The following is a 20197-nucleotide window of genomic DNA, read 5'->3' on the forward strand; positions in this document are numbered from 1 at the left end:
GGAGCGCTACTTCTCGACCATGTCGACGAAGTCGCGCTCGTGCCGTTCGGCTAGCACGTTGTACCAATACCCGATGCCGAACAGCACTGGGAAGGGTGCGATTCCGAGCAGCACCCACGGCAGGGCGACGCCCGCGACGGTCACCTGCGACATCGTGGGGATGAGGAAGAACAGCAGCGGCAGGCTGCCGAACAGCAACAACACGAGAAGGGCGAGCGCGACGGCGGTGCGGAACTGGGTGCGGATGAAGCCGCGGACGACTTCCTCAGCCCAGCTGGTCTGCTCTTCGAGTTCGGTAACCGTGCGCAGAACCGTTACCGGGGCGCGCGAATCCGCGAGGACGACCCGCTTGCGGCGGGGCCGGGGAGTCGGCAGTTCGCCGTCCGAGGGACCGGTGGCCGCGTGCTTGCTCACGGCCCGGCGCCCCGCACGAGGCGGTCCTTGAGTTCACGGGTGTGGCGGCGGCTGACCGGGAGGATCTTCTCCTCGTGGCCGATCACGACCGAGTAGCCGGACCCGCCCATCCGCAGCTCGGTGATCAGCGCGAGCGGGACTAAGTAGGAACGGTGGATGCGGACGAAGCCCGCCTTCTCCCAGCGTTCCTCCAGCTGCGCCAACGGGATGCGCACCAGGTGGGAGCCGTCGGAGGTGTAGAGCCGGGCGTAGTCGCCCTGCGCCTCGACCCAGCGCACGGTGGCCCGGGACACCAGCTTCGTGGTGCCCGCGAGTTCGACGGGGATCACCTCGTCGTCGCGGGTCTCGGGGACCGCGGCCGAGGAGCCGTTGGCGCTGTTCTGGTGGATCTTGGCCAGCACCCGCTCCATGGCCTTGTTCATCCGCGGCTGCTCGGCGGGCTTGAGCAGGTAGTCGACCGCGCCCAGCTCGAACGCGGCGACGGCCTCATGGCTGTGCGCGGTGACGAAGACGAGGACGGGCGCGGGCTTGAACCCGGCGAGGAGCTTGGCCAGCTCCATGCCGGTGAGGCCGGGCATGTCGAGGTCGGCGAACACAGCGTCGACCACCGGCATCCCGGCTTCCTTGCGCGCGGCCAGCTCCGTGTCGTCGCCCGCGAGCACCTGCAGCGCCTCGGTGGCGTCGAACGCCTTGAGGATGCGCCGCACGTGCCGGTTGCCCTCGAGGCGCTCCTCGAGCATGGCCATGCCGTCCTGCTCGTCGTCGACGGCCAGGACGACGAGCCCTGAGGTGTTGTTTGTAGTACTCACTGTGAGCAGCATCTTGCCGACCACGTCGGGTGCCTGTCCATGGTCAATCCACAGGCCAGCCCACCGGGTGAATTTAGGTGACCGAGCGTCGATTCAGCCGGCATTTACAACCCGAAGCGTGACCAAATCGCCCGCGTTTCCATCGCCTCCATAGCGGCGAGCACCCGATCGGACGTTGACATGGCCGACCCCGCCATCCCCAGCCGGGCCAGCAGCGGCCGCTTCGGCTCGGCCACGGAGATCTCCGCGTCCGGGAACCGCTCCGCGATGACACCCCGCAGCGAGCCGACCCCGTCGACCAGCCCAAGCTCCAGCGCCTTGCCCCCGGTCCACACCTCACCGGAGAAGAGGTCTTCCTCGGCCCCGGTCAGCTTGTCCCCGCGCCGTTCTTTGACCCAGCCCACGAACTGGTCGTGCAGCTGCGACTGCAGGCTCTTGAGCCAGACCACGTCCTCCGGGTTCTCCGGCTGGAACGGATCGAGCCGCACCTTGCGCGTCCCCGCGGTGTGCACCCGCCGCTCCACCCCGAAGCGCTCCAGGAGCCCGGACAGCCCGAACCCCGCCGAGACCACCCCGATCGACCCCACCAGCGACGAGCGGTGGGCGAAGATCTCGTCGCCCGCGCAGGCCAGCCAGTACCCGCCGGACGCGGCCACGTCCTCGCAGAAGGCGAGGACCGGGACGCCCTTCTTGTCCGCGAGCTCCCGAATCCGCTCGGCCACCAACGCGGACTGGGTGGGCGCGCCACCAGGAGAGTTGATCGCCAGCGCGACAGCGGAGAGCCGGTCGTGACCGAACGCCCTGGTCAGCGCGGACTCGACGGTGTTGATGTTGATGGTGCCGCGAGCCAGCGGAGAGGGCGTGGGGGTGATGACGCCGTGCAGCTTGATCACGGACACGACCGGGGACCGATCCCCCCGATCACCGATGCGCGGAAGTTTCGCTGCCAGCCTGTCGGTCACACTCATAGGCCCCAAGATACGTTCGCCACCCTGAGACCGGCTTGACGACCGCCCCCGATCAGCCCCCTCAACCCCGCACTTCCCCCTGCACCCTCGTCCCACATCCGGTCAGCCCCCGGGCGGAGGCGCCTGAACAGCCGGATGCGGAACCAGCAAAGGCGGCGGCTGTGGCGGCCCCGAAGGCCCATCCATCTCCTCGGAGTCCTCGCTGAAGTCCGGCAGATCCGGCCGCACCCCAGGGAAGTACTTCGGCACCCGCAAAGTGATCTTCATCCCCGCGTTCGGCGCCGTCTCCACCATCAGCGCGTACTCGTCCCCGAAAACCTGCCGCATCCGCTGATTGATGTTCCCGACACCCACATGCGACCCGGTCTTGTGCGCGTCCCGGAGATCCTCGAACAGCCGATCCGCGTCCATCCCCACACCGTCATCCTCGATGACGATCAACGCCTCCGACCCGTTGTCGTGCGCGAACACGCTGACGGTCCCGCCCCCAGGCTTCTTCGCGATCCCGTGCCGCACCGCGTTCTCCACCAGCGGTTGCAGCACCAGGAAAGGCACCACCACCGACTGCACCTCGGGCGCGATCCGCAGCCGCACGTTGAGCCGTTCCTTGTACCGCGCGCACTCGATGGTCAGGTACCGGTCGATGTTGCTCAGCTCGTCGGCCAGCGTCGCGAACAGCCCGGATGAGCGGAACGAGTACCGCGTGAAGTCGGCGAAGTCCTGCAGCAGCTCACGGGCGTGCTCGGGGTCGGTGCGGATCAGCGACGAGATGGTGTTGAGCGTGTTGTAGATGAAGTGCGGCGAGATCTGCGCGCGCAGGGCCCGGATCTCGGCTCGGGCCAGCTGCTGCTTCGACTCGTCGAGCTTGGCCAGTTCCAGCTGGATGCACAGGAAGGTGGCGACCTCGTCGGCCGCGCGGATCAAGCGCTTGCTGTCGACGCCCCCGACGACGATCAGCGCGCCCTCGACCTGGCCGTCGATGATCAGCGGCACGATCACCGCGGTGCGCATGGGGCAGCTGCCGCGGTGGCGGCACTGCAGGTTCTCGTGCTGGATGTGGGCGCGCTGGCTGCGCCGCACCGCCTCGACCGTCGGCTCGGCGAGGTCCATGTAGTGCTCGTTGGCGGCGCCGTCCCAGGACAGCAGCCTGCCCTCGGCGTCGGAGATGCCGATGGCGACGCACTTGAGCATCTCGAGCAGGTGTTTGGTCGCCTCGTCGGCGGCCTGTTCGGTGAGGCCGTTGCGCAGCTCGGGCGCCGCCTTCGACAGCCGCTGGACCGCGTCCAGGACGGCGTCGTGCACGGAGCCGGATTTGCGGGGTCGACACAGGACCACGAACAGGCCGAGCACGAGAAGCGTCGCGAGCACACCGACGAACGCGCGCTCGGTCAGCAGCTGGGCCACCGGATCATGCTCCCTGTTCCACCGAAGGTGTGGCAAGGCTACTTGAGCAGCCGGGACATCCTGCGATCAGCGAGCGGCTTGCCGCCCGTCTGGCACGTCGCGCAGTACTGGAACGACTTGTCGGCGAACGAGACCTCCCGCACGGTGTCCCCGCACACCGGGCACGGCAGGCCGGTCCGGGCGTGAACCCGCAGGCCGAAGCGCTTCTCGCCCTTGAGCCGGGCGGCGTCCTGGCCGACCGAACGGTCGACGGCGTCGGTGAGCACCGACCGCATCGCCGTGTACAGCGTGTCGACCGAGTCGTCGTCGAGCCGGGCGGGCGTGGCGAACGGCGACAGCTTGGCCACGTGCATGATCTCGTCGGAGTAGGCGTTGCCGATGCCGGCGATCACCCGCTGGCTGGTCAGCACTGTCTTCAGCCGCTCACCGCGATCGGACAGCAGGTCGGCGAACTCGTCGCGGGTCAGCGCCAGGGCGTCCGGCCCGAGGGTCGAGATCTGCTCGATCGACGCTGGGTCCTCGACGATCCACACCGCGAGGCCCTTCTTCGTGCCCGCCTCGGTGAGGTCGAACCCGGGCCCCTGTCCCGGCGGTCCGAGGTGCACCCGCAGCGCCAGCGGACCCTTGCCGGGGCGCGGCGGCGCGGCCGACATCGTGTCCGCCCAGCGCAGCCATCCCGCGCGGGCGAGGTGGGTGACCAGGTGCAGGCCGGCGCAGTCGAGATCGAGGTACTTGCCGTGGCGGGCCGCCGCCGTGACCTCGCGTCCGTGCAGCGCTGTCCACGACGGGCTCACGGTCTTGAGCACGCTCAGCGACGCCACGTCGACGCGGGCGACCGTGCGGCCGACCGCGTTCGCACGCAGATGGTGGGCTAGGGCCTCGACCTCGGGAAGTTCCGGCACGGCACCAGTCTTGCCGGTAACCGCGGTCCTGTCATGCCTGAGGCTTGAGGACGCCCTCGTAGCTGGGCTGGGTGTCCTGGGTGATGCTCTTGGCCACCTTGGCGATCTCGCCGCGGGCGGTGAAGTAGCCGCGGACCGTCCCGATCCACTTCTCCACCGGTTCGCCGTCGCCGTCGTCACCGGTCTCGGCGACGAGCTTCCACGGCCTGCGCAACGCCCAGCGGACGGGAAAGAACAGGGCGAGAAGGAGGAGCAGCAAGATCACCCAACCAGGCACGATCACATCGCCGGGCATCCAGGAGATCAGCACGACCCCCAGGATGGCGATTAAGACGATCATCACGATCCCCGGCACGTACCCCGCGGCGACATCGTGCTCGAAGTCGTCCTCAGTTGCCGGGGTACGCCATTCCAGCGTGCCGTGCACCGTCCACAGCCTGCCGTTCACGTCGCGAACCTGGCGCGTCATGTCCTGCCTCTCGGCGTTGGTAACCGGGCCACCACATTCAGTCACTACACCGAGAGACACGTTACCGCGTCAGCAGTGGACTCAACGGGTGAATCGATCCCGCGAGGAATCACCTGGCCGATTGTCCCACCGGGCCGAGCGATGATCAACTGGCGGTGATCATCGACGGCTTGGGGTCGGCCGTCGTCGACGACGGCTCGGGCGTCGTCGAGACCGGTTCCTCTGAGGACTCGGAGGACTTGGTCTCCTCCGGCGCGGTCTCGTCGACCGGGGGCGGCGGTGAGGTCATGATCGCCGCGCGGGAGTCGCCCGTGGCCGTCGGCGTGCGGTAGACGGTGTACTCCGTCGACTTGGTCACCACGGTCGTCTGCTCGGCGGCGTTGACCCGCGTCGTCGTGCTGGTCTCGTTGACGACGTCGTACTGGTCGTAGACCGCCCACTTGCGCTCGAAGGTCGACCGCTCGTAGATGACCGGCTGGGTCTCGTCGTAGGGCTCCGTGGCCATCTTCGGCGCGATGCCCTGGTCGACGACGGCTTCGGGCTCGTCGGTCCGCAGCACCGCGGGCACGTCCGGGTTCTGCGTGCCGGTCACGCCCGAGTCGCTTGGCTGCTGCTTTTGGACCGCCGCGGGCTTGGGCGTGCCCGGCTCGTGCGTCGCGGCCTTGGTCGAGTCCTTGGTGGGCTGAGCGGGCTTCGGCGGCGCCGTGGTGCCGCGCGTGTCGGTGATCACGACGTCGGGCAGCAGGCGGCCGTCGAAGTCGTCGAACGCGGAGTCGCTGGTTGTCGAGCCGCCCATGGCGACCATGACGAAGCCGAAGGCGCCGACCGCGGCGGCCGAGGACGCGGCCAGGGCGACCTGCACCTTGGCGTTGGCGAGCAGACCCTTGACGGTCCACCCGGCGGCGGAGGAAGCCGTGGAAGCCACAGTGCCCATCTGCTGCCACAGCGCGACCCCGGCGACCGGGGCGGCGAGGACGGCGGCGTGGGCGCGCAGGCCGGAGCAGACATCCTGGAGCTCGGCGAACATCGCCGCGCAGGACGGGCAGGTGGTCAGGTGGGCGCGGACCTTGCGCCGCTCGACGCCCTTGACCGTCCCGGCGGTGTACGCGCCGAGCTTCTCCAGGACCGACCGGCAGCCCGTCGAGCCGCGGTCGATCGCCAGGTGGGCCTGCAGGTACGCCGCGCGCAGACCCTGGCGGGCGCGGCGGGCGAGGGCGGCGGTGGCGTTGGGGCTCAGGCCGAAGTTGACGGCGACGACAGCGGGGCGGGCGCCTTCGACCTCGACCTCCCACAGCACGCTGCGCCAGCGCTCGGGGAGGCTGGTGAACGCGCGGGTGATCAGGTTGCGCTCGGTGGACTGGTTCGTCCGGTCCGGGTCGGCGCCGACGCGGTGGTTGAGCTCTTCGTCGGAGATCGGCACGTCACGCCTGCGGCCGTTCCACTCCCAGGCGACCCGGCGGGCGACGATCAGCAGGTAGCCGCGCACATTGTCGGTCGGACCGGACCCGCGGCGGATCGCTTGAAGGACCCGGAAGAAGGCTTCGGCGGTGAGGTCCTCGGCTTCGGCGCGGTCGGCGGCGAGGCCGAGCGCGAGCCTGCGGACGGCGTCGCAGTGGCGGGAGAACAGCTCCCCGAACGCGGCGTCCTCACCGGCCCGCAGGCGCTGCAGGAGGGCTTGGTCCTCGGCATGGGCGTGGTCTTGTGACAAGTCCAGATCCTCGACTTGGTCGCGACGCCCGCCAATCGCAGGCCGGTGAATCCCGGTCATCCGGCCTGGTACCTCCTCCTGGCCGCCGTGACAATGTGCTCAAAGATGCCACATCACGCTGTCTTACGGTCGATAAACGTGAATAACGTTAATGGGAACCCATCAGTCGGCGTCGGCCAAACGGGTGTATCGATGGGTCCAAACGCAGGGACACCTCTGTGACACCCCTGGGACACCTCTGTGACACCCCTGGGACACCCCTGGGACACCCCTGGGACACCTCTGGGGTCGACCCACCCGACCCCAGCCCCCCGCGATCCGATATAGTGGTTCAGCACCACGCGGACGTGGCGCAGCTGGTAGCGCATCACCTTGCCAAGGTGAGGGTCGCGAGTTCGAATCTCGTCGTCCGCTCGTAGTCGAAGAGGCCCGCATCCATCGGATGCGGGCCTCTTCGCTGTCTGCCTCTGTGCGGTCTGTCTTAGAGGGCGTTGGGCGCGTACGGGTCGTGCTCGGCCAGCAGCTTCTCCACCCGGGCGCGATCGACCCGCCGGGCGACGGTGGTGTCCTCCTGGCGGTCCCGGATGACCTTGGCCAGGGTGAAAGCCGCGGTCACGGTGTAGAGCGCGCCCACCGCGAGGAACGCGCGCACCCACGGGTCCACGGGGAGCACAGCGATCCCGACGGTCAGGGCGACCAGGGCGATCGCGAACGAGATGGCGGCCTGGGCGAAGAACGCGGCCGTCGTCGGGGAGCTCGGGGTCTTGGCATCGGCGGTCATGCCCACAACATCGCGCGAGAGTGACCCGGGGCACATCGGTAGTACTACTCGACTTCGCCAAAGGCGGCCCGCACCGCCGCCTCGAGCCGGGGCAGCAGCGCGCGGTCCGCGTCGGCGGCCAGCCGCCGGGCGAGCGCGATGACCTCGCGGGCCGCGGGCGTCGCCGGGTCCGGCAGCGGCAGCCGCGCGACGTACTGGGTGATCCAGCGGCGCCTGCCCGCGTAGAGCCGGTTGCCGCAGACCTCGTCGTAGAACCGGGTGCCGAAGCCGGAGTTGGCGACGCCGAGCACCAGGTGGGCCACGTCCTCGCCGAGTTCGGGCACGGCGATCCAGTAGCAGTCCCCGTTGACCACCGAGCCGGTGCGGTCGATGGCGAACCGGGGCTCGGGGCTGATGTCCGGGAACACGATCTTGGGCTCGCGCCAGAGCGCGGGCCGCTGCGGCACCCAGATCTCGAACCACTCCCGACCGGCGTCGATCAGGTACTGCCGGGCCTGCAGCCGCGCGCGGTGGCGCCGCAGGTAGGCGGCGGCGCGCGGGTACTCCTCAAGCCGGATCACCTGGCGTCTGGGCTGGTCGAGGTAGGGATAGAGGACGCGGCGCCGGGACGCGCGCGGCGGTGTCCACGCGCTGAGGTCCTCGTGGGTCAGCAGCGGGCGCAGCAGCTCGGGCTCGACGTCGGCCCAGTCCTCGCGGATGAAGACGGGGTCGGCGGTGGTCTTGATGCCGACCCGGACCCGGGCGAGGTCGCCGAGGGTGTGCCAGGTGCGGTCGGCGATGCGGGTCAGCCTGCGCTCGCGCTCCGGCGTGCTCAGCCGCCACGGGTGGCCGCCGCCGTGCGCGAGTGTCCCGACGTCCACTTGGAACGAGCGGGCGCCCACGCTGAGCCGGGACCCGGTTTCCTTGGTCAGCGCGGTGAACAAGTCGCCGTCGGGGGACTCCACACCGGACTCGTAGACGCTGGCGAACCAGGCGGCCCCGGCGGGCGGCCCCTTGACCGCCACGACGACGGCGGGCAGCACGGCCGCCTCGAACAGCCGGGTGTCGCCCAGGTCGAACACCTCCCGGACGTCGAGTTCGCCGGTCAGCAGCTCGCGGACGTTGGCGCCCGCCTTGGTGGTGAGGAACCGGTTCGAGCAGAGCAGCCCGAGCACGCCGCCGTCGGCGAGCAGCCGGGGAACCGACGCGACGAACGGGTGCGTGAGGTCGATGCGGCCGCGCAGCCCGAACCGCGCCGACAGCTCGGCCGCCGCCGCGCCGAGGACCTGGGTGCGGACGTAAGGCGGGTTGGTGATCACCACGTCGAACGACCCGGCGGGCAGGGCGGCGCCCGCGACGGTGAAGTCGCCCGGCTCGATCACCGCGTCGGGCAGCCGGGCCCGGGCGGCGTCGACGGCGTCCGGGTCGAGGTCGTAGCCGACGAGTTCGGCGTCGGGCATGAGCTTGGCGAACGCGGCCAGCAGCTCACCGTCTCCGCAGGCCGGGTCGAGCACCCGGAGCGCGCGCTCACCGGTCTGCCGCGCGACCCGTTCGGCGAGGAAGGAGGCGAGCGCGACCGGCGTGTAGTGCACGCCGTGGCGTTTGCGCAGGTCAGCCATCCTCGGCCGCCGCCGTGAGGAGACCGGCCCGCACGGCCTTCACCAGGTCGGCGTGGTCGGACTCGGTCTGGTCGGCGTAGTCCACGGCGTAGGCGGCGAACGCCTCGTCCAGGCCGCCGCCGAGGTAGCCCGCGAGCAGCCGGGGGTCGATCGACCGGGTGTGCGCCCGGGCGAGCAGGGCGCCGGCGAAGCGGCCGTAGTCGTCGAGATGGTCGCCGTCGAGGGTGGTGGCGTCGATCTCGCCCTTGCGGTTGCGGAACTGGCGGACGATGTAGTCGCGCCCGGCCACCGACGTCCAGCCCAGCAGCATGTCCGACTCGGCTTGCACCATCCGCGCGCCGTGCACGATCCGCTTGCCCTCATGCTTGGCCGGACCGATGCCGAGGTGCTCGCCCAACGCCGACGGCCGAGCCTCTTTCACCTGCAGGACAAGGGCTTCGTCGCCGTTGCCGTGGAGCAGCACGAGATAGTTGCGCAGCCCGACGCTGCCGGTCCCGACCACACGGAAGGCCACATCGGACACTCCGTAGCGCATGATCAGATTCCGCCGCGACTCCCTCAGCGTGTCCACATAGGACTCCAACGCGTCGGTCACCGCGGCTGCGGTCTCGTCATCCACGGCGGTCATCACCGGCGGCTCGGTGACGAACCGCCACCGCTCGTCCGCGCCCCGCTGCGTCCACCGAGCGGCCACCTTGGCACTGGTGTTCTTCCGCGCCTTCTTGGCGGCCTTGGCGAAGTCGTCGAGCAGTTCCTCGGCCTTGACGTGGTTCAGCACGGACTCGTCGCCCAGCGCGGTCCACGACTCAAGGAACGGCTGCTCGGCCAGGTGATCGATCGTGAGCCGGTAGGACCGCACCACGTCCTCGGCGGCGTCCAGGCACCCCTTCTCCGACACCCCGCCCTCCCGCCCGGCCAACACCAGACTGGTGGCCAGGCGCTTGAGGTCCCACTCCCACGGCCCGGGCAGGGTCTCGTCGAAGTCGTTGATGTCCATGACGATCTGCCCGTCGGACGTCCCGTAGAGCCCAAAGTTCGCCGCGTGCGCGTCCCCACACAGCTGGGCGTACAACCCACTGCGTGCCCCGGCGGCGAGGTCGCCCGCCATCAGCCCGGCACTGCCCCGGAAAAACGCGAAGGGCGAAGCCATCATCCGCCCGACCCGCAGCGGCACCAGCTCGCTCAACCGCCCGGCGTTGCTCGCGTCGACAAACGCGGCGACGCTCGGCCGCGCGTCCGCGAGCACGACCTCGCGATGTGCCCGATGTGGACTGCCGTCCCGCAGCGCCCGCCCCTGGGCGAACACCGCCTCAGGCTCCACCCAACCGCCCAACGATCTCTCACCCATGCCGCCATCATGCGCCCTCGCGCGGGTTCGGGGGGCGATCCCAGATCCGAGGCCGGTCGAACTCCGAGTTGTCGATCACCACGTCGACCCGGCTGAGCGGGTCCACTTCGGCCAGATAGAGCCGCATCGCGGGCAGGTAGCGGTCGCGGTGGACAGCCTCGGCCTCGGAACCGGCCCACCCCACGCTGTCCCGCTCTCGACCGCGCCGGACGGATGTCTCCGCGGACACGTCGATCCACACGCGGAAATCCCAGTAGCCGTCGACCTCCGGCCGAAACGCGAACACCCCGTCGACGATCAGCACGGCGTCGGCGGGCACGTCGACCAGCGTGGCGGTGTGATCGACCTGGGTCAGCGGGTCAATCCCACACAACGCGGCCCGACCCGAACCGCTGGGGCCGCACGGCGCCAGCAGGGCGGCGGTCAGCGTGGGGTAGTCGAAGGCGTTTCGGTAGTAGCCCTCACCGGACTCGCGGTCATAGAGATGGCGGTCCCGCCACGGCTTCTTGAAATCATCCAGACACGCCCGCAACACCGGCCGCCCGCGGCTGCTGACCGCCCGCGCGACCTCGTGTCCGAAACTCGTCTTTCCGGCGGCCGTGAACCCATCGATGCCCACGCGCAGCCGACCGGGTCCGAGTCGCAGCACTCGCTCGGCGATCTGGTCGACGACGGCTTGCCGCTCGGACGAACCGAGCGACGGCATGGGCTGCTGCCAGGTCGACACCGATAGCGTGATCTGCTCCCCCATGCGCCCAGGTTACGGAAAGTGGCTACGACTGGATCGTCGTGCTGACCGGCCGGGCCGTCGTGATCGGGTCGGCGTGCCGGTGGACCACCTTCCACTCGCCGTCCTCGCGGCGGTAGACCATCGTGACGCGGAGCGCGATGACAACGGGGTCACCACTCGCGGCCAGGCGGCCCTCGACGCGTTCCAGGTGGAGTTCGTAGGCGAGGTCCGGCGTGGCGAATCTTGAGACGTCCTCGACCCGGAACGACACCTCGTCGAACCGGAGTGGGCCGCCCTCGGCGAAGGCCGCCGCCGCTTCCACGATGCCCGCCCGGACGTCGGACGGTCCCCGCCGCGGCGGGCCCAGTGGATTCGCGAGCGTGACGTCGTCTCGCGTCGAGAAGAACCCGGCGACGGGTTCGGGGTCGCCTTCGACGAACTTGGTGAGCGCCTCGCGGTAGGCCTGGATCACGTCGTCGACATTCGCGTTCGCCATGCGAGCCTCCTCGGCTCTAGCCCTCGGCGCTCTCCACACCGGTGCCGATCGGGCAGCTCACACCCGTGCCGCCGATGCCGCAGTAGCCGTTGGGCACCTTGTGGAGGTACTGCTGGTGATAGTCCTCCGCGTAGTAGAACAGGCCTGCGGGAGCGACCTCCGTGGTGATCCGCCCGCGGCTCGCCCGGTCCAGGGCCTGCTGATATGTGGTCAGGCTTGCCACAATGGCAGATCGCTGTGCGTCATCGAAGTAGTAGGCGCCTGAGCGGTACTGGCTGCCAAGATCGTTGCCTTGCCGCATCCCTTGCGTCGGGTCGTGACCCTCCCAGAACGCCTTCAGCAGCGAGTCGTAACTGACGGCGGCGGGGTCGTAGACCACCAACACCGCCTCCGTGTGCCCGGTTCGCCCGGAACACACCTCTTCATACGTCGGGTTGGGGGTGTAACCGCCGATGTAGCCCGCCGCCGTCGAGTACACGCCGGGAATCTGCCAGAAGATCCGTTCGACACCCCAGAAACAGCCCATGGCGAATACCGCTTGGCGCAGTCCCTCTAGGAAAGGCGGTGCCGTCGGCCTGCCATCGAGCACCGCGTGCGGTCGGGGCACCGTAATCGGGTCCGACCGCCCAGGAAGGGCCTGTTCGGGCTGCACCATCTTCGTCGCGTCTCTACCGAATAGCGCCATGACCTCGATGGTACGGAGTCAGCGCGGATGTGATGGACGAATCCGGTCCCGGTGCCCCGGGGACTGGGCCCAACCGTGCACAATAGCCACATTCGGGGGACATCACACATGTACGTCAGTCGCCACTCAGCGGGCGGAGCCACAGGGAAGGGGCAAATGCGTGTCCTGGCAGGAGGATCTCCGCAGGCTCGATGAGGAGCTGGCCATGGGTCAGATCGCGGCCGACGAGTACCGGGTACGGCGCGACCAACTACTCGCGGACGCGACGAGCCTCGGCGACGCCCGGGTTGTGCAACGCAACCCCGGGGCAGCCGAGACCCAGATCGTCGCGCCGGTGAATCCGGCAGCAGGGCCACCCCCCTCGGGTCCGCCCCCGGCGGGCAACGACTCCGCTGATCAGACCCAGATCGTTCCCGGCTCGACCGCGGGCGGCGCCGAGCGCACACAGGTCGTACAGGGTTACGGTCAGCAGCAAAGCGAGCGCACACAGGTCGTCGGTGGCTGGCAGGCCAACCGTCCGCAGCCTGGTGACTCCGAACGGACCCAGGTCGTGCCCGGGGTACCGCCGCAAAACTGGGCAGGCCCTCAGCAGGGATACGCGCCGCAGGCTGCCACTTCCCCGTGGGGACAAGAGGACTCAGCGCCATGGGCCGGTGCGGAGTTTCCGCCCCTCGTCGCGACCGGAAGCGCCGATTGGACCCGTCAGGGCCCCGAGATCTTCGACGAGAGCCCCGGCAGCAAGCGGTGGATGGCGGTGCTCGCGGGCGTGGTCGTGCTCGCGCTCATCGGCGCGGGTGTGTACTTCTTCGCGATCAAACCCGCAGGCGACAATCGGACTGTGCCGACGGACGCGCCTCCCGTGTCCACCAGCGCAGCTCCCACGACGACCAAGGAACCCGATGACGGGCTTCCGATCGCCGACCTCGGCGGATCGGTCGAAGACCACAAGTATGTGAAGATCTTCGCCGACGTGCCGAAGGCGAAGTTCCTGACCGAGGAGGAGCTGGCGGCCTACACCGCGGTCGCCCCCACCAAGGCCAAGTTCGTGGTGTTCAACCAGCCGGACGGCGCGAAGGAAGCGGTCATGATCATCGTGGCCACGCCCGCGACCGCCGCGACGGCCCGCGACGCGCTTGGCCAGCTGCAGGTCAAGTACGGCTTCACGTCGCGGGTGCAGCCGCCCGCCGGTGTCGTCATCGCGGAGATCCCCGCGACACCAGAGCACCCGGCTATCATTCGCGGGCACTACGTGAGCGACGGCGCGATCATTCGGCTCGAGGTCCAGGGCAAGGAGCTCAGCACGGTCGTCACACAGTTCGACGAGATGCTTGCCCAGCAGCTCCGTGAGATGCCCGCTGATGTCTGATCGGGCACTCCAGCGGGTCACCGCGTGCACGGCTGTCAGCCGCAACCGGCTTCCCGCCGCGCGGGTGCTGGCGAAGTCATATCTCGAGCACCATCCAGACGGCGATTTCGTCATCCTCGTGATCGACGGCCAACCGCCAACGGCGCCCGCGGGCGCGGGGTATCAGATCGTCGGCCGCGACTGGCTCGATGTTGATGAGGACGACTTCCTGCGGATGGCGACGATCTACACCGTCGCCGAGATGCTCTCCGCGGTGAAACCGCTTCTGCTCCGGCGCGTGCTCGAGGGCAGCTCGGTCGGGGTCTACCTGGATCACGAGATCCGCGCGCTCGCGCCGTTCGGCGAGGTGGCCGATCTCGCCGAGGCACACGGCTTGGTCTTGACTCCGCAGAATCTGAGTCCGCTGCCGCGAGATGGGAAACACCCCGACGAGAAGGCGATGATGTCGGTCGGGGCCTTCAACCTCGGATTCATCGCGGTCGGCCAGGACAGCGGCGCGTTCCTCGACTTCTGGGCCGCCCGGTTGCGGCAGGACGCGGTTATCTCTCCCACCGAGCAGCTGTTCACCGATCACCGGTGGATCGACCAGGTCCCCGCGTTATTTCCCCACGCGATCTTGCGCGATCCCGGATTCAACATCGGATACTGGAACGCGCATGAGCGCGAGCTCGTAGGCGACGAAGGCACAGTCACCGCGCACGGCCTCCCAGTCCGATTCTTCAGTTTCAAGAATTACCACCCGGAATCGCCGTGGCTGCTCACCACCGATTTTCCGGATCGCCCTCGGTTGCTGCTTTCCGCCAATCTGGTGCTGCGAAAACTGTGCGACGAGTACCGGTCGACGCTGGTGGCCGAGGGCTACACCCGGATCGACGACTCGAGCTCCTACGGCTACGCCCGCACACCGGACGGGACTTTGCTCACCCCGCATCTGCGGCACATGGTCCGCGCCGCCTGGGTCGACGCCGAGCGAGTCGACGCCGACATCCACCCGGCTGAGCGGGAAGCTGTGCCACCGCACCCGTTTGGCGCGGACAACGGTGAGGCGTTCCTGGTCTGGCTGGGTTCCCCGCGCACGGCGGGCGAGGCGGCCGCGGGCCTGAACCGGTTGACCATGATGGTCTGGGCGCACCGCCCGGACCTGCGGGCTGCCTTCCCGCGGCCGCTGGGCGACGACGCGGAAGCATTCCGCCAGTGGTGCCGGACCTTCGGCGTGCAGGAAAACATGATCACCCCCCGCGCGGTACCTACCGACCCGGTCGAACCCGCGGTGGCCGCAGGCGAGTTCGGCGTGAACGTGCTCGGTTATCTGACCGGTGAACTCGGACTCGGCGAGATGGGTCGGATCGTGCACGACGCGATCCAGCGCGCCGGTGTCCCGGTGGCCGCTGTCGTCGAGGAACGGTCACTGCGGTGTCGCACGGACTTCGATCGACCGACCACCGTCGGACAGGCCCGTTTCCCGATCAGTCTCATCTGCGTGAACGCCGATCAGACGCGAACGGTGCAAGAGAGCCACCCCGAGGTCTTCCACGACCGGTATCGGATCGGTTTGTGGGCCTGGGAACTCGAAGACTTCCCAGCCTGGCAACACGACGCGTTCGACTTGGTCGACGAGGTCTGGACGATCAGCGAGTTCTGTCGCAAAGCGATCGCGGAGCACTCCCCAGTCCCGGTCAAGGTTATCCCGGTTCCGGTGCGCGATCCCGGTCCCCGGCCGATCAGACTCCGCGCCGCAGGCAGCCCCACCCAGTTCCTGTTCTTGTTCGATTTCAACAGCACGGCCCAGCGCAAGAATCCGCTCGGGCTGATTCGCGCGTTCCGTTTGGCCTTCCCCAGCCGGACGGACGTGAAGCTGGTCATCAAGGCCACCAACGGAAAACGCCACCCGCGTGCAGCCGAACAACTGCGCGCGGCGGCGGCCAAGGACACCCGCATCGAGCTGATGGAACGCTACCTGTCCGTCGACGAGATGGACGAGCTGTACGCCACCAGCGACTGCTACGTCTCGCTGCATCGCAGCGAGGGTTTCGGGCTCACCGTCGCCGAGGCGATGGTGCGCGGGATGCCGGTCATCTCGACGGACTACTCCAGCACCCCGGAGTTCCTCGACGCAAAGACCGGCTGGCCGATTCCGTACTCCCTGACAACCGTGCAGCCGGACGCACGGCCGTATCACGAGGGAGCCGTCTGGGCGGCGCCCGACGAGCAGGCCGCCGCCAACGCGATGCGCGAGGTCGCGTTCGACCCCGACGAAGCCGCACGGCGTGGCCAATCCGCGCGCGCACACATTTTGCGCACCCGTTCGATGGGGGCTGCCTCCAGTTGGATGCGGGCAGAGCTTGAGGAGGCGTACCAGACCTGGTCGTCCCGTCGGAAAAATCCGAGCACGGCGACGAAACGGGCGGCCCCTGCGCCGCGGCTGCCTAAGCCGGATCCGAACGACATCCAGTCTCCTCTCCGCACCGCGATGCATGCGCTGCATTGGCGCGCCGACGCCAACACGGCGTCACGAGTGCCGCTCGCGCCGACGATCCGCCGCGCGGTCCTGCGGGTCCTCAACCACTACGACGCCCACCAGCGAACGGTTCTCAGCACGCTCGCCGAGGGCATCGATGGCACGGTGTCCCGACTGGCCGAGCGGGTCGACGCCGCCGAGGCCGCCGTCGCCAAGGCGCCCATCAAGGCGGACACCTCCACGGCAACGCACCTGCAGATCCTGCAGGAACAGCTCGACGAAGCCATCCGGATCGCCTCCATGTGCGAGACGCGCCTGGACAAGGTCGAGGCGGAGAACGTCACGCTCCGCGCCCAGGTCGAGTCGCCAGCGGCCGTACACGCCGAGTTGGGCGAGTTGCGCGATCACATGTCGGAGCAGGTCTCGGGGTTGTCCAAGCGATTGGACGACCGCGACGACCGCGTCCGTTCGACCGAGGCGGCCATGGTGGTCGCGACACGCGACATCGAGGCCCTGCTGGATGCCGCTGAGTTCCGCCACTCTCCGGTTCCGGCGTCTGCCGAAGTCGTCGTCTGCGACGCGGGCACGCTGCTCGCTCCCCGCGACAAAATCATCCTTCCCGCGTTGCGTGCGGAGCGGTCGTGGGAGAAGCGCGAAGGCGAACTGCTCACCTCGCTGGCGGGCGGCGGCACTGTTCTCGACATCGGCGCCCACGTCGGCTACCACACGCTGCGTCTGCTGCGGACCTGTCCGGGCATCGACTCGGTGGTCGCGGTCGAGGCGAATCCGCTCAACGCAGCCATGTTGAGCCGAAACGTCGCCGTGAACCTGCCGCCGGAGGTCGCGTCCCGGGTGCACGTGGTGAACGCTGCTGCCTGGGACCAAGAGGGAACCCTGGTGCTGTTCCAGGGCGAAGCGGGCAACAGCGGTGATTTCCGTGTCTGCGCGGCCGACCATGAGAGCTCCGACCGGTCCGTGGAGGTTCGTGCGGTCCGGCTGGACGACCACGAGGCGGTGACGGGCGCCCGAATCAGTCTAATCAAGACCGACCTCCAGGGGCGTGACCACCGCGCTCTCCGCGGGCTGGCCCAGGTCTTGTCGACCCAGAGGCCACACATCGTGTGCGAGTTCTGGCCCGCCGGTATCGAAGAGCTGGGCGACGACCCCCAGGTCGTGTTGGAGCAGTACCGCAGCGCGGGGTACCGGCCCTCACCGGTCGGCGAAGAAGGCAAACACACGGACACCGAACTCATCAACAAAGCCCAAGCCGCCGACGGCGGATTCCTGAGTCTCTGGCTCCAACCCACATGATCACGCTGCCTACCCGAACCGACCTGAAGCAGCGCGGCCTGTCCCTGGCCCGACGGGCGCGTCCCGCGCTTCCGGCGGTCGCGCTCTATTACGCGGTGCAGGTCGTCGGTGTGATCGTCTTGGTGCTCTGGACGACCGCTGCCGGACTCGACCCGGGCGAGCAGATCGGCAAGTGGGACGGCCAGTGGTTCATGCGGATCGCCACCCGGGGCTACGAGATCACCATCCCGGTGGACGCGGCGGGCAATCCGCTGGAGTCGACGCTTGCGTTCCTCCCGGCCTACCCTGGCGCGATCACCCTGGTGATGGCCCTCACCGGCGTCGACGCGCTTGTCGCAGGCCTATTCGTCACCGCGGTCGCGGGTGGCGTGGCCGCGGCGGGCCTGTTCTTCCTGGGCAGGCTGCTGGTCGACGCCAAGGTGGGCACCGCGCTGGCGGTGCTCTGGTCGATGGCACCCGGGTCGCTGGTCCTGCATATGGTCTATTCGGAGGGACTGTTCTGCGCCCTCGCCGTGTGGGCGCTTGTCGCGGTCCTGAAACGGCGTTGGATTCTCGCGGGGTTGCTGACCTTCACCGCCGGCCTGACCAGGACGACCGCGTTGGCCCTGATCGCCGCGGTCGGGTTCGCGGCGCTCCTCGCGATCGTGCGGAGGCAGGACGGGTGGCGGCCGTGGATCGCGGCCTTGGTGGCCCCGCTCGGGATGGGGTATTACCTCGCGTTGGTCGGTTGGTACACCGGGCGACCGGATGGCTGGTTCTGGATCCAGTCCGCGTGGAAGCAGGGATTCGACGGCGGCGAATTCACCGCGAATGTCGTTTGGGACGCGCTCCAGGACAACGAGAACACCTTCCTGACGCTCTCCGGCCTCGTTGTCATCAGCTCGGTCGTGCTTCTGCTGTGGTCGTTCACCGAACGCCTTCCGGTCTACCTCTACGTGTACGGCGTCGGTGTCCTGGTCATCGCGCTGGGCAGTGCGTCGTTCTGGAGCAGCCGAGCCAGATTCCTGCTGCCCGCGTTCGTCATCCTGATTCCGCTCGCCATGCTCGCGGCCAACCTTCCGAAACGGGCAATGCCAATCCTGATTCCCATGGGGGCGCTCGCGGCCGGTTGGTATGGGGCGAGTCTGCTGGTTCAGAACGTCACTCCTTGACCGTGACGATTGGTTAAGGTGGCACAGTGACCACCGACCAGGCCCGTACCGGCGGCCTGCCACCGGTACACGAGGCGTGGCTGCCACGCGAGCACCCGCTGCACCGGCCGCGGCACGGCGCCAATCAGGTATTCGCCCTGCTCAGTGCCGCTGTCTTCTTCACCACCCCGATGTTGGCCCTAGGCGTCGGTTTCCGCCCCGCGGCGATCGAGAACCGTCGAATCGCCGAATTCCCGAGTCCGGCCGACGGCTGGAATTTCTTCACCCGGCTCCCACAGTGGGCGACCGACCACGTCGTGTTCCGGCAGGGCGCACTTAATGTCGCCGACCAGGTAAGCCAGGGCGTGTTCGGTGAACCGCCGTCGTTCGGCGGGGGTTCACAGGATGCGGGGATCGGCGCCACATCGCCGAAGAAGGACCGCCCGCAGTTGCACGTCCCGCAGGCGATCGAAGGACGCGACGGGTGGTTGTACTACGGCGACGACATCGGCGCGCGTTGCGCACCGAAGCGGTCTATGGACGAGACGATCACCCAGCTCAAGGCTTTGCGCCAAGGCGTCGAGGCTTCCGGGCGGCGGTTCGTCCTCATCGTGGCCCCGGACAAGAGCACGGTCGTCCCGGAACACCTCCCAGAGAATTACATCGGGAAGGACTGCGCCACCGAGGCAACTAAGGAGTTCTGGCGGCGGGCCGCACCCGAGGCGGGAGCCGTGGACCTGCGCGACGAGCTTCGCGACGCGGGCCTGGACCTGGGTGAGCCGGTGTACCAGCCGCTGGACGGACACTGGTCCGATGAAGGTGGCATCGTGCTGACCAGGCGGCTAGCCGAGATCATCCGCCCCGGTGTCAGCGACGACTGGGTCATCACTCCGATCAAGGATTGGGAGTCGCCCGGCGACCTTCCGCCGTTGATCGGAAAGTCCGGGACAATCCGGGGCAAGACCTATGCGCTCCTGCCGGATGGCAAGCGCGACCAGACCCGGGACAGCTCGGCCGACTACGCTGACGCTCGGACGTTGAACACCGCCTCCGGCCCCGGCACCATCGGCAATTCGGTCGGCTACCTCGGCGACTCGTTCACCATTCGCGCGATGCGCTACCTCGCGGCGACGTTCAGCGACCTGACCTTGCTGCACTACGGCCGCGTGATCGACGACGGTGGCCGCTCCGCAGGGAAGATGCTCGCGGAGAACGAGGTGGTCGTCGTGGAGATCGTCGAACGAACGCTCGCGTCAGGAAACAGCGTGATGCTGGAGCCCGGCGTCGTCGAGGGAATCACCCGCGAGTTGGCGGCGCGGCCGAAGTAGCCCGGCGCGGCACGAAGCGACTGCCGGGCAAGTCCGGATGGTTTTGAGTCGCCATCGATCGAACGCGGCTTAGATGCAGTTCCTATGTGTCATCCAGATCGCCGCATAACCCACATGGGTGACTGGTGGGCGTGTCGACGCGGGCCTCGTCGCGGGTGTGGGTGGAAGGAGGAGCATCGGTCGTAATCACAAGCCCTTGGAGGCGACGATGTGGTTTCAGATCCTCGCGTTGGTCACGGTCGCGATCGTGTTCGTGGTGCGGCTCGTAGTCGCGCTTACCGATCGGCCCACC

17 protein-coding genes and 1 tRNA gene are annotated in these 20197 nt (G+C 68.6%); 5 read left to right on the plus strand and 13 right to left on the minus strand.

What is annotated here, in order from left to right:
* Nucleotides 1–6 precede the first annotated feature (6 nt).
* From ACUZ2Y_RS19595 to ACUZ2Y_RS19625, 7 genes are all read right to left on the minus strand, one after another.
* Nucleotides 7–414, minus strand: a complete 408-nt coding sequence (locus ACUZ2Y_RS19595) for a hypothetical protein (RefSeq protein WP_476320947.1) — start codon at nt 412–414, stop codon at nt 7–9.
* Nucleotides 411–1235: a LytR/AlgR family response regulator transcription factor gene (locus ACUZ2Y_RS19600; protein WP_091383721.1), complete on the minus strand. Its 825-nt coding sequence runs from the start codon at nt 1233–1235 to the stop codon at nt 411–413. Before ACUZ2Y_RS19600 ends, ACUZ2Y_RS19595 begins: the two co-directional genes overlap by 4 nt.
* Before the next feature lie 92 nt (nt 1236–1327).
* Nucleotides 1328–2191: a S49 family peptidase gene (locus ACUZ2Y_RS19605; RefSeq protein ID WP_476320949.1), complete on the minus strand. Its 864-nt coding sequence runs from the start codon at nt 2189–2191 to the stop codon at nt 1328–1330.
* Nucleotides 2192–2293: 102 nt separating this feature from the next.
* On the minus strand, nt 2294–3595 hold the full coding sequence (locus ACUZ2Y_RS19610) for a GAF domain-containing sensor histidine kinase (RefSeq protein ID WP_476320951.1): 1302 nt from the start codon (nt 3593–3595) through the stop codon (nt 2294–2296).
* Between the two features lie 38 nt (nt 3596–3633).
* Nucleotides 3634–4497 (minus strand): DNA-formamidopyrimidine glycosylase family protein, encoded by an 864-nt coding sequence (locus tag ACUZ2Y_RS19615; protein WP_476320953.1) that lies wholly within the window; start codon nt 4495–4497, stop codon nt 3634–3636.
* 31 nt (nt 4498–4528) lie between these two features.
* A complete protein-coding gene (locus ACUZ2Y_RS19620; protein ID WP_476320955.1) occupies nt 4529–4966 on the minus strand; it encodes a DUF983 domain-containing protein in 438 nt (145 codons plus the stop codon).
* 145 nt (nt 4967–5111) lie between these two features.
* Nucleotides 5112–6674, minus strand: a complete 1563-nt coding sequence (locus ACUZ2Y_RS19625; RefSeq protein WP_476320957.1) for a sigma-70 family RNA polymerase sigma factor — start codon at nt 6672–6674, stop codon at nt 5112–5114.
* A 341-nt stretch (nt 6675–7015) separates the two neighbouring features.
* Between ACUZ2Y_RS19625 and ACUZ2Y_RS19630 the strand changes: the two genes are divergently transcribed.
* A tRNA-Gly gene (locus tag ACUZ2Y_RS19630) sits at nt 7016–7088 on the plus strand.
* Nucleotides 7089–7155: 67 nt separating this feature from the next.
* Here ACUZ2Y_RS19630 and ACUZ2Y_RS19635 read toward each other — a convergent pair.
* From ACUZ2Y_RS19635 to msrA, 6 genes are read right to left on the minus strand one after another with little or no spacing between them, the layout of a single operon-like run.
* Nucleotides 7156–7455, minus strand: a complete 300-nt coding sequence (locus tag ACUZ2Y_RS19635; RefSeq protein WP_476320959.1) for a YiaA/YiaB family inner membrane protein — start codon at nt 7453–7455, stop codon at nt 7156–7158.
* A gap of 44 nt (nt 7456–7499) precedes the next feature.
* On the minus strand, nt 7500–9053 hold the full coding sequence (locus tag ACUZ2Y_RS19640; RefSeq protein ID WP_476320960.1) for an N-6 DNA methylase family protein: 1554 nt from the start codon (nt 9051–9053) through the stop codon (nt 7500–7502).
* Nucleotides 9046–10401: a DUF2252 domain-containing protein gene (locus ACUZ2Y_RS19645; RefSeq protein WP_476320962.1), complete on the minus strand. Its 1356-nt coding sequence runs from the start codon at nt 10399–10401 to the stop codon at nt 9046–9048. The genes ACUZ2Y_RS19640 and ACUZ2Y_RS19645 overlap by 8 nt, the downstream gene beginning before the upstream one ends.
* Before the next feature lie 7 nt (nt 10402–10408).
* Nucleotides 10409–11152, minus strand: a complete 744-nt coding sequence (locus tag ACUZ2Y_RS19650; protein ID WP_476320964.1) for a nucleoside/nucleotide kinase family protein — start codon at nt 11150–11152, stop codon at nt 10409–10411.
* A 22-nt stretch (nt 11153–11174) separates the two neighbouring features.
* Entirely contained in the window at nt 11175–11627 is a 453-nt protein-coding gene (locus ACUZ2Y_RS19655; RefSeq protein WP_476320966.1) for a YybH family protein, read from the minus strand.
* Between the two features lie 16 nt (nt 11628–11643).
* Nucleotides 11644–12312 (minus strand): peptide-methionine (S)-S-oxide reductase MsrA, encoded by a 669-nt coding sequence (msrA, locus tag ACUZ2Y_RS19660; RefSeq protein WP_476320968.1) that lies wholly within the window; start codon nt 12310–12312, stop codon nt 11644–11646.
* 160 nt (nt 12313–12472) lie between these two features.
* On the opposite strand from msrA, the gene ACUZ2Y_RS19665 reads away from it, so the two are divergent.
* The 4 genes from ACUZ2Y_RS19665 to ACUZ2Y_RS19680 are packed head-to-tail and all read left to right on the plus strand — an operon-like array spanning nt 12473 to nt 19905.
* A complete protein-coding gene (locus tag ACUZ2Y_RS19665; protein ID WP_476320970.1) occupies nt 12473–13678 on the plus strand; it encodes a hypothetical protein in 1206 nt (401 codons plus the stop codon).
* On the plus strand, nt 13671–17447 hold the full coding sequence (locus ACUZ2Y_RS19670) for an FkbM family methyltransferase (RefSeq protein WP_476320972.1): 3777 nt from the start codon (nt 13671–13673) through the stop codon (nt 17445–17447). The genes ACUZ2Y_RS19665 and ACUZ2Y_RS19670 overlap by 8 nt, the downstream gene beginning before the upstream one ends.
* A complete protein-coding gene (locus ACUZ2Y_RS19675) occupies nt 17444–18598 on the plus strand; it encodes a hypothetical protein (protein ID WP_476320974.1) in 1155 nt (384 codons plus the stop codon). The genes ACUZ2Y_RS19670 and ACUZ2Y_RS19675 overlap by 4 nt, the downstream gene beginning before the upstream one ends.
* 26 nt (nt 18599–18624) lie before the next feature.
* Nucleotides 18625–19905 (plus strand): alginate O-acetyltransferase AlgX-related protein, encoded by a 1281-nt coding sequence (locus tag ACUZ2Y_RS19680; RefSeq protein WP_476320976.1) that lies wholly within the window; start codon nt 18625–18627, stop codon nt 19903–19905.
* Nucleotides 19906–20197: the final 292 nt, after the last annotated feature.

The sequence above is a fragment of the Actinokineospora sp. UV203 genome (assembly GCF_056323665.1).

Bases quoted from the DNA above. Each gene is read 5' to 3' on its own strand.
- ACUZ2Y_RS19600 (WP_091383721.1), bottom strand. From the start codon at position 1,235: ATGCTGCTCACAGTGAGTACTACAAACAACACCTCAGGGCTCGTCGTC.
- ACUZ2Y_RS19605 (WP_476320949.1), bottom strand. From the start codon at position 2,191: ATGAGTGTGACCGACAGGCTGGCAGCGAAACTTCCGCGCATCGGTGAT.
- ACUZ2Y_RS19620 (WP_476320955.1), bottom strand. From the start codon at position 4,966: ATGACGCGCCAGGTTCGCGACGTGAACGGCAGGCTGTGGACGGTGCAC.
- ACUZ2Y_RS19635 (WP_476320959.1), bottom strand. From the start codon at position 7,455: ATGACCGCCGATGCCAAGACCCCGAGCTCCCCGACGACGGCCGCGTTC.
- ACUZ2Y_RS19640 (WP_476320960.1), bottom strand. From the start codon at position 9,053: ATGGCTGACCTGCGCAAACGCCACGGCGTGCACTACACGCCGGTCGCG.
- ACUZ2Y_RS19645 (WP_476320962.1), bottom strand. From the start codon at position 10,401: ATGGGTGAGAGATCGTTGGGCGGTTGGGTGGAGCCTGAGGCGGTGTTC.
- ACUZ2Y_RS19650 (WP_476320964.1), bottom strand. From the start codon at position 11,152: ATGGGGGAGCAGATCACGCTATCGGTGTCGACCTGGCAGCAGCCCATG.
- ACUZ2Y_RS19655 (WP_476320966.1), bottom strand. From the start codon at position 11,627: ATGGCGAACGCGAATGTCGACGACGTGATCCAGGCCTACCGCGAGGCG.
- msrA (WP_476320968.1), bottom strand. From the start codon at position 12,312: ATGGCGCTATTCGGTAGAGACGCGACGAAGATGGTGCAGCCCGAACAG.
- ACUZ2Y_RS19670 (WP_476320972.1), top strand. From the start codon at position 13,671: ATGTCTGATCGGGCACTCCAGCGGGTCACCGCGTGCACGGCTGTCAGC.
- ACUZ2Y_RS19675 (WP_476320974.1), top strand. From the start codon at position 17,444: ATGATCACGCTGCCTACCCGAACCGACCTGAAGCAGCGCGGCCTGTCC.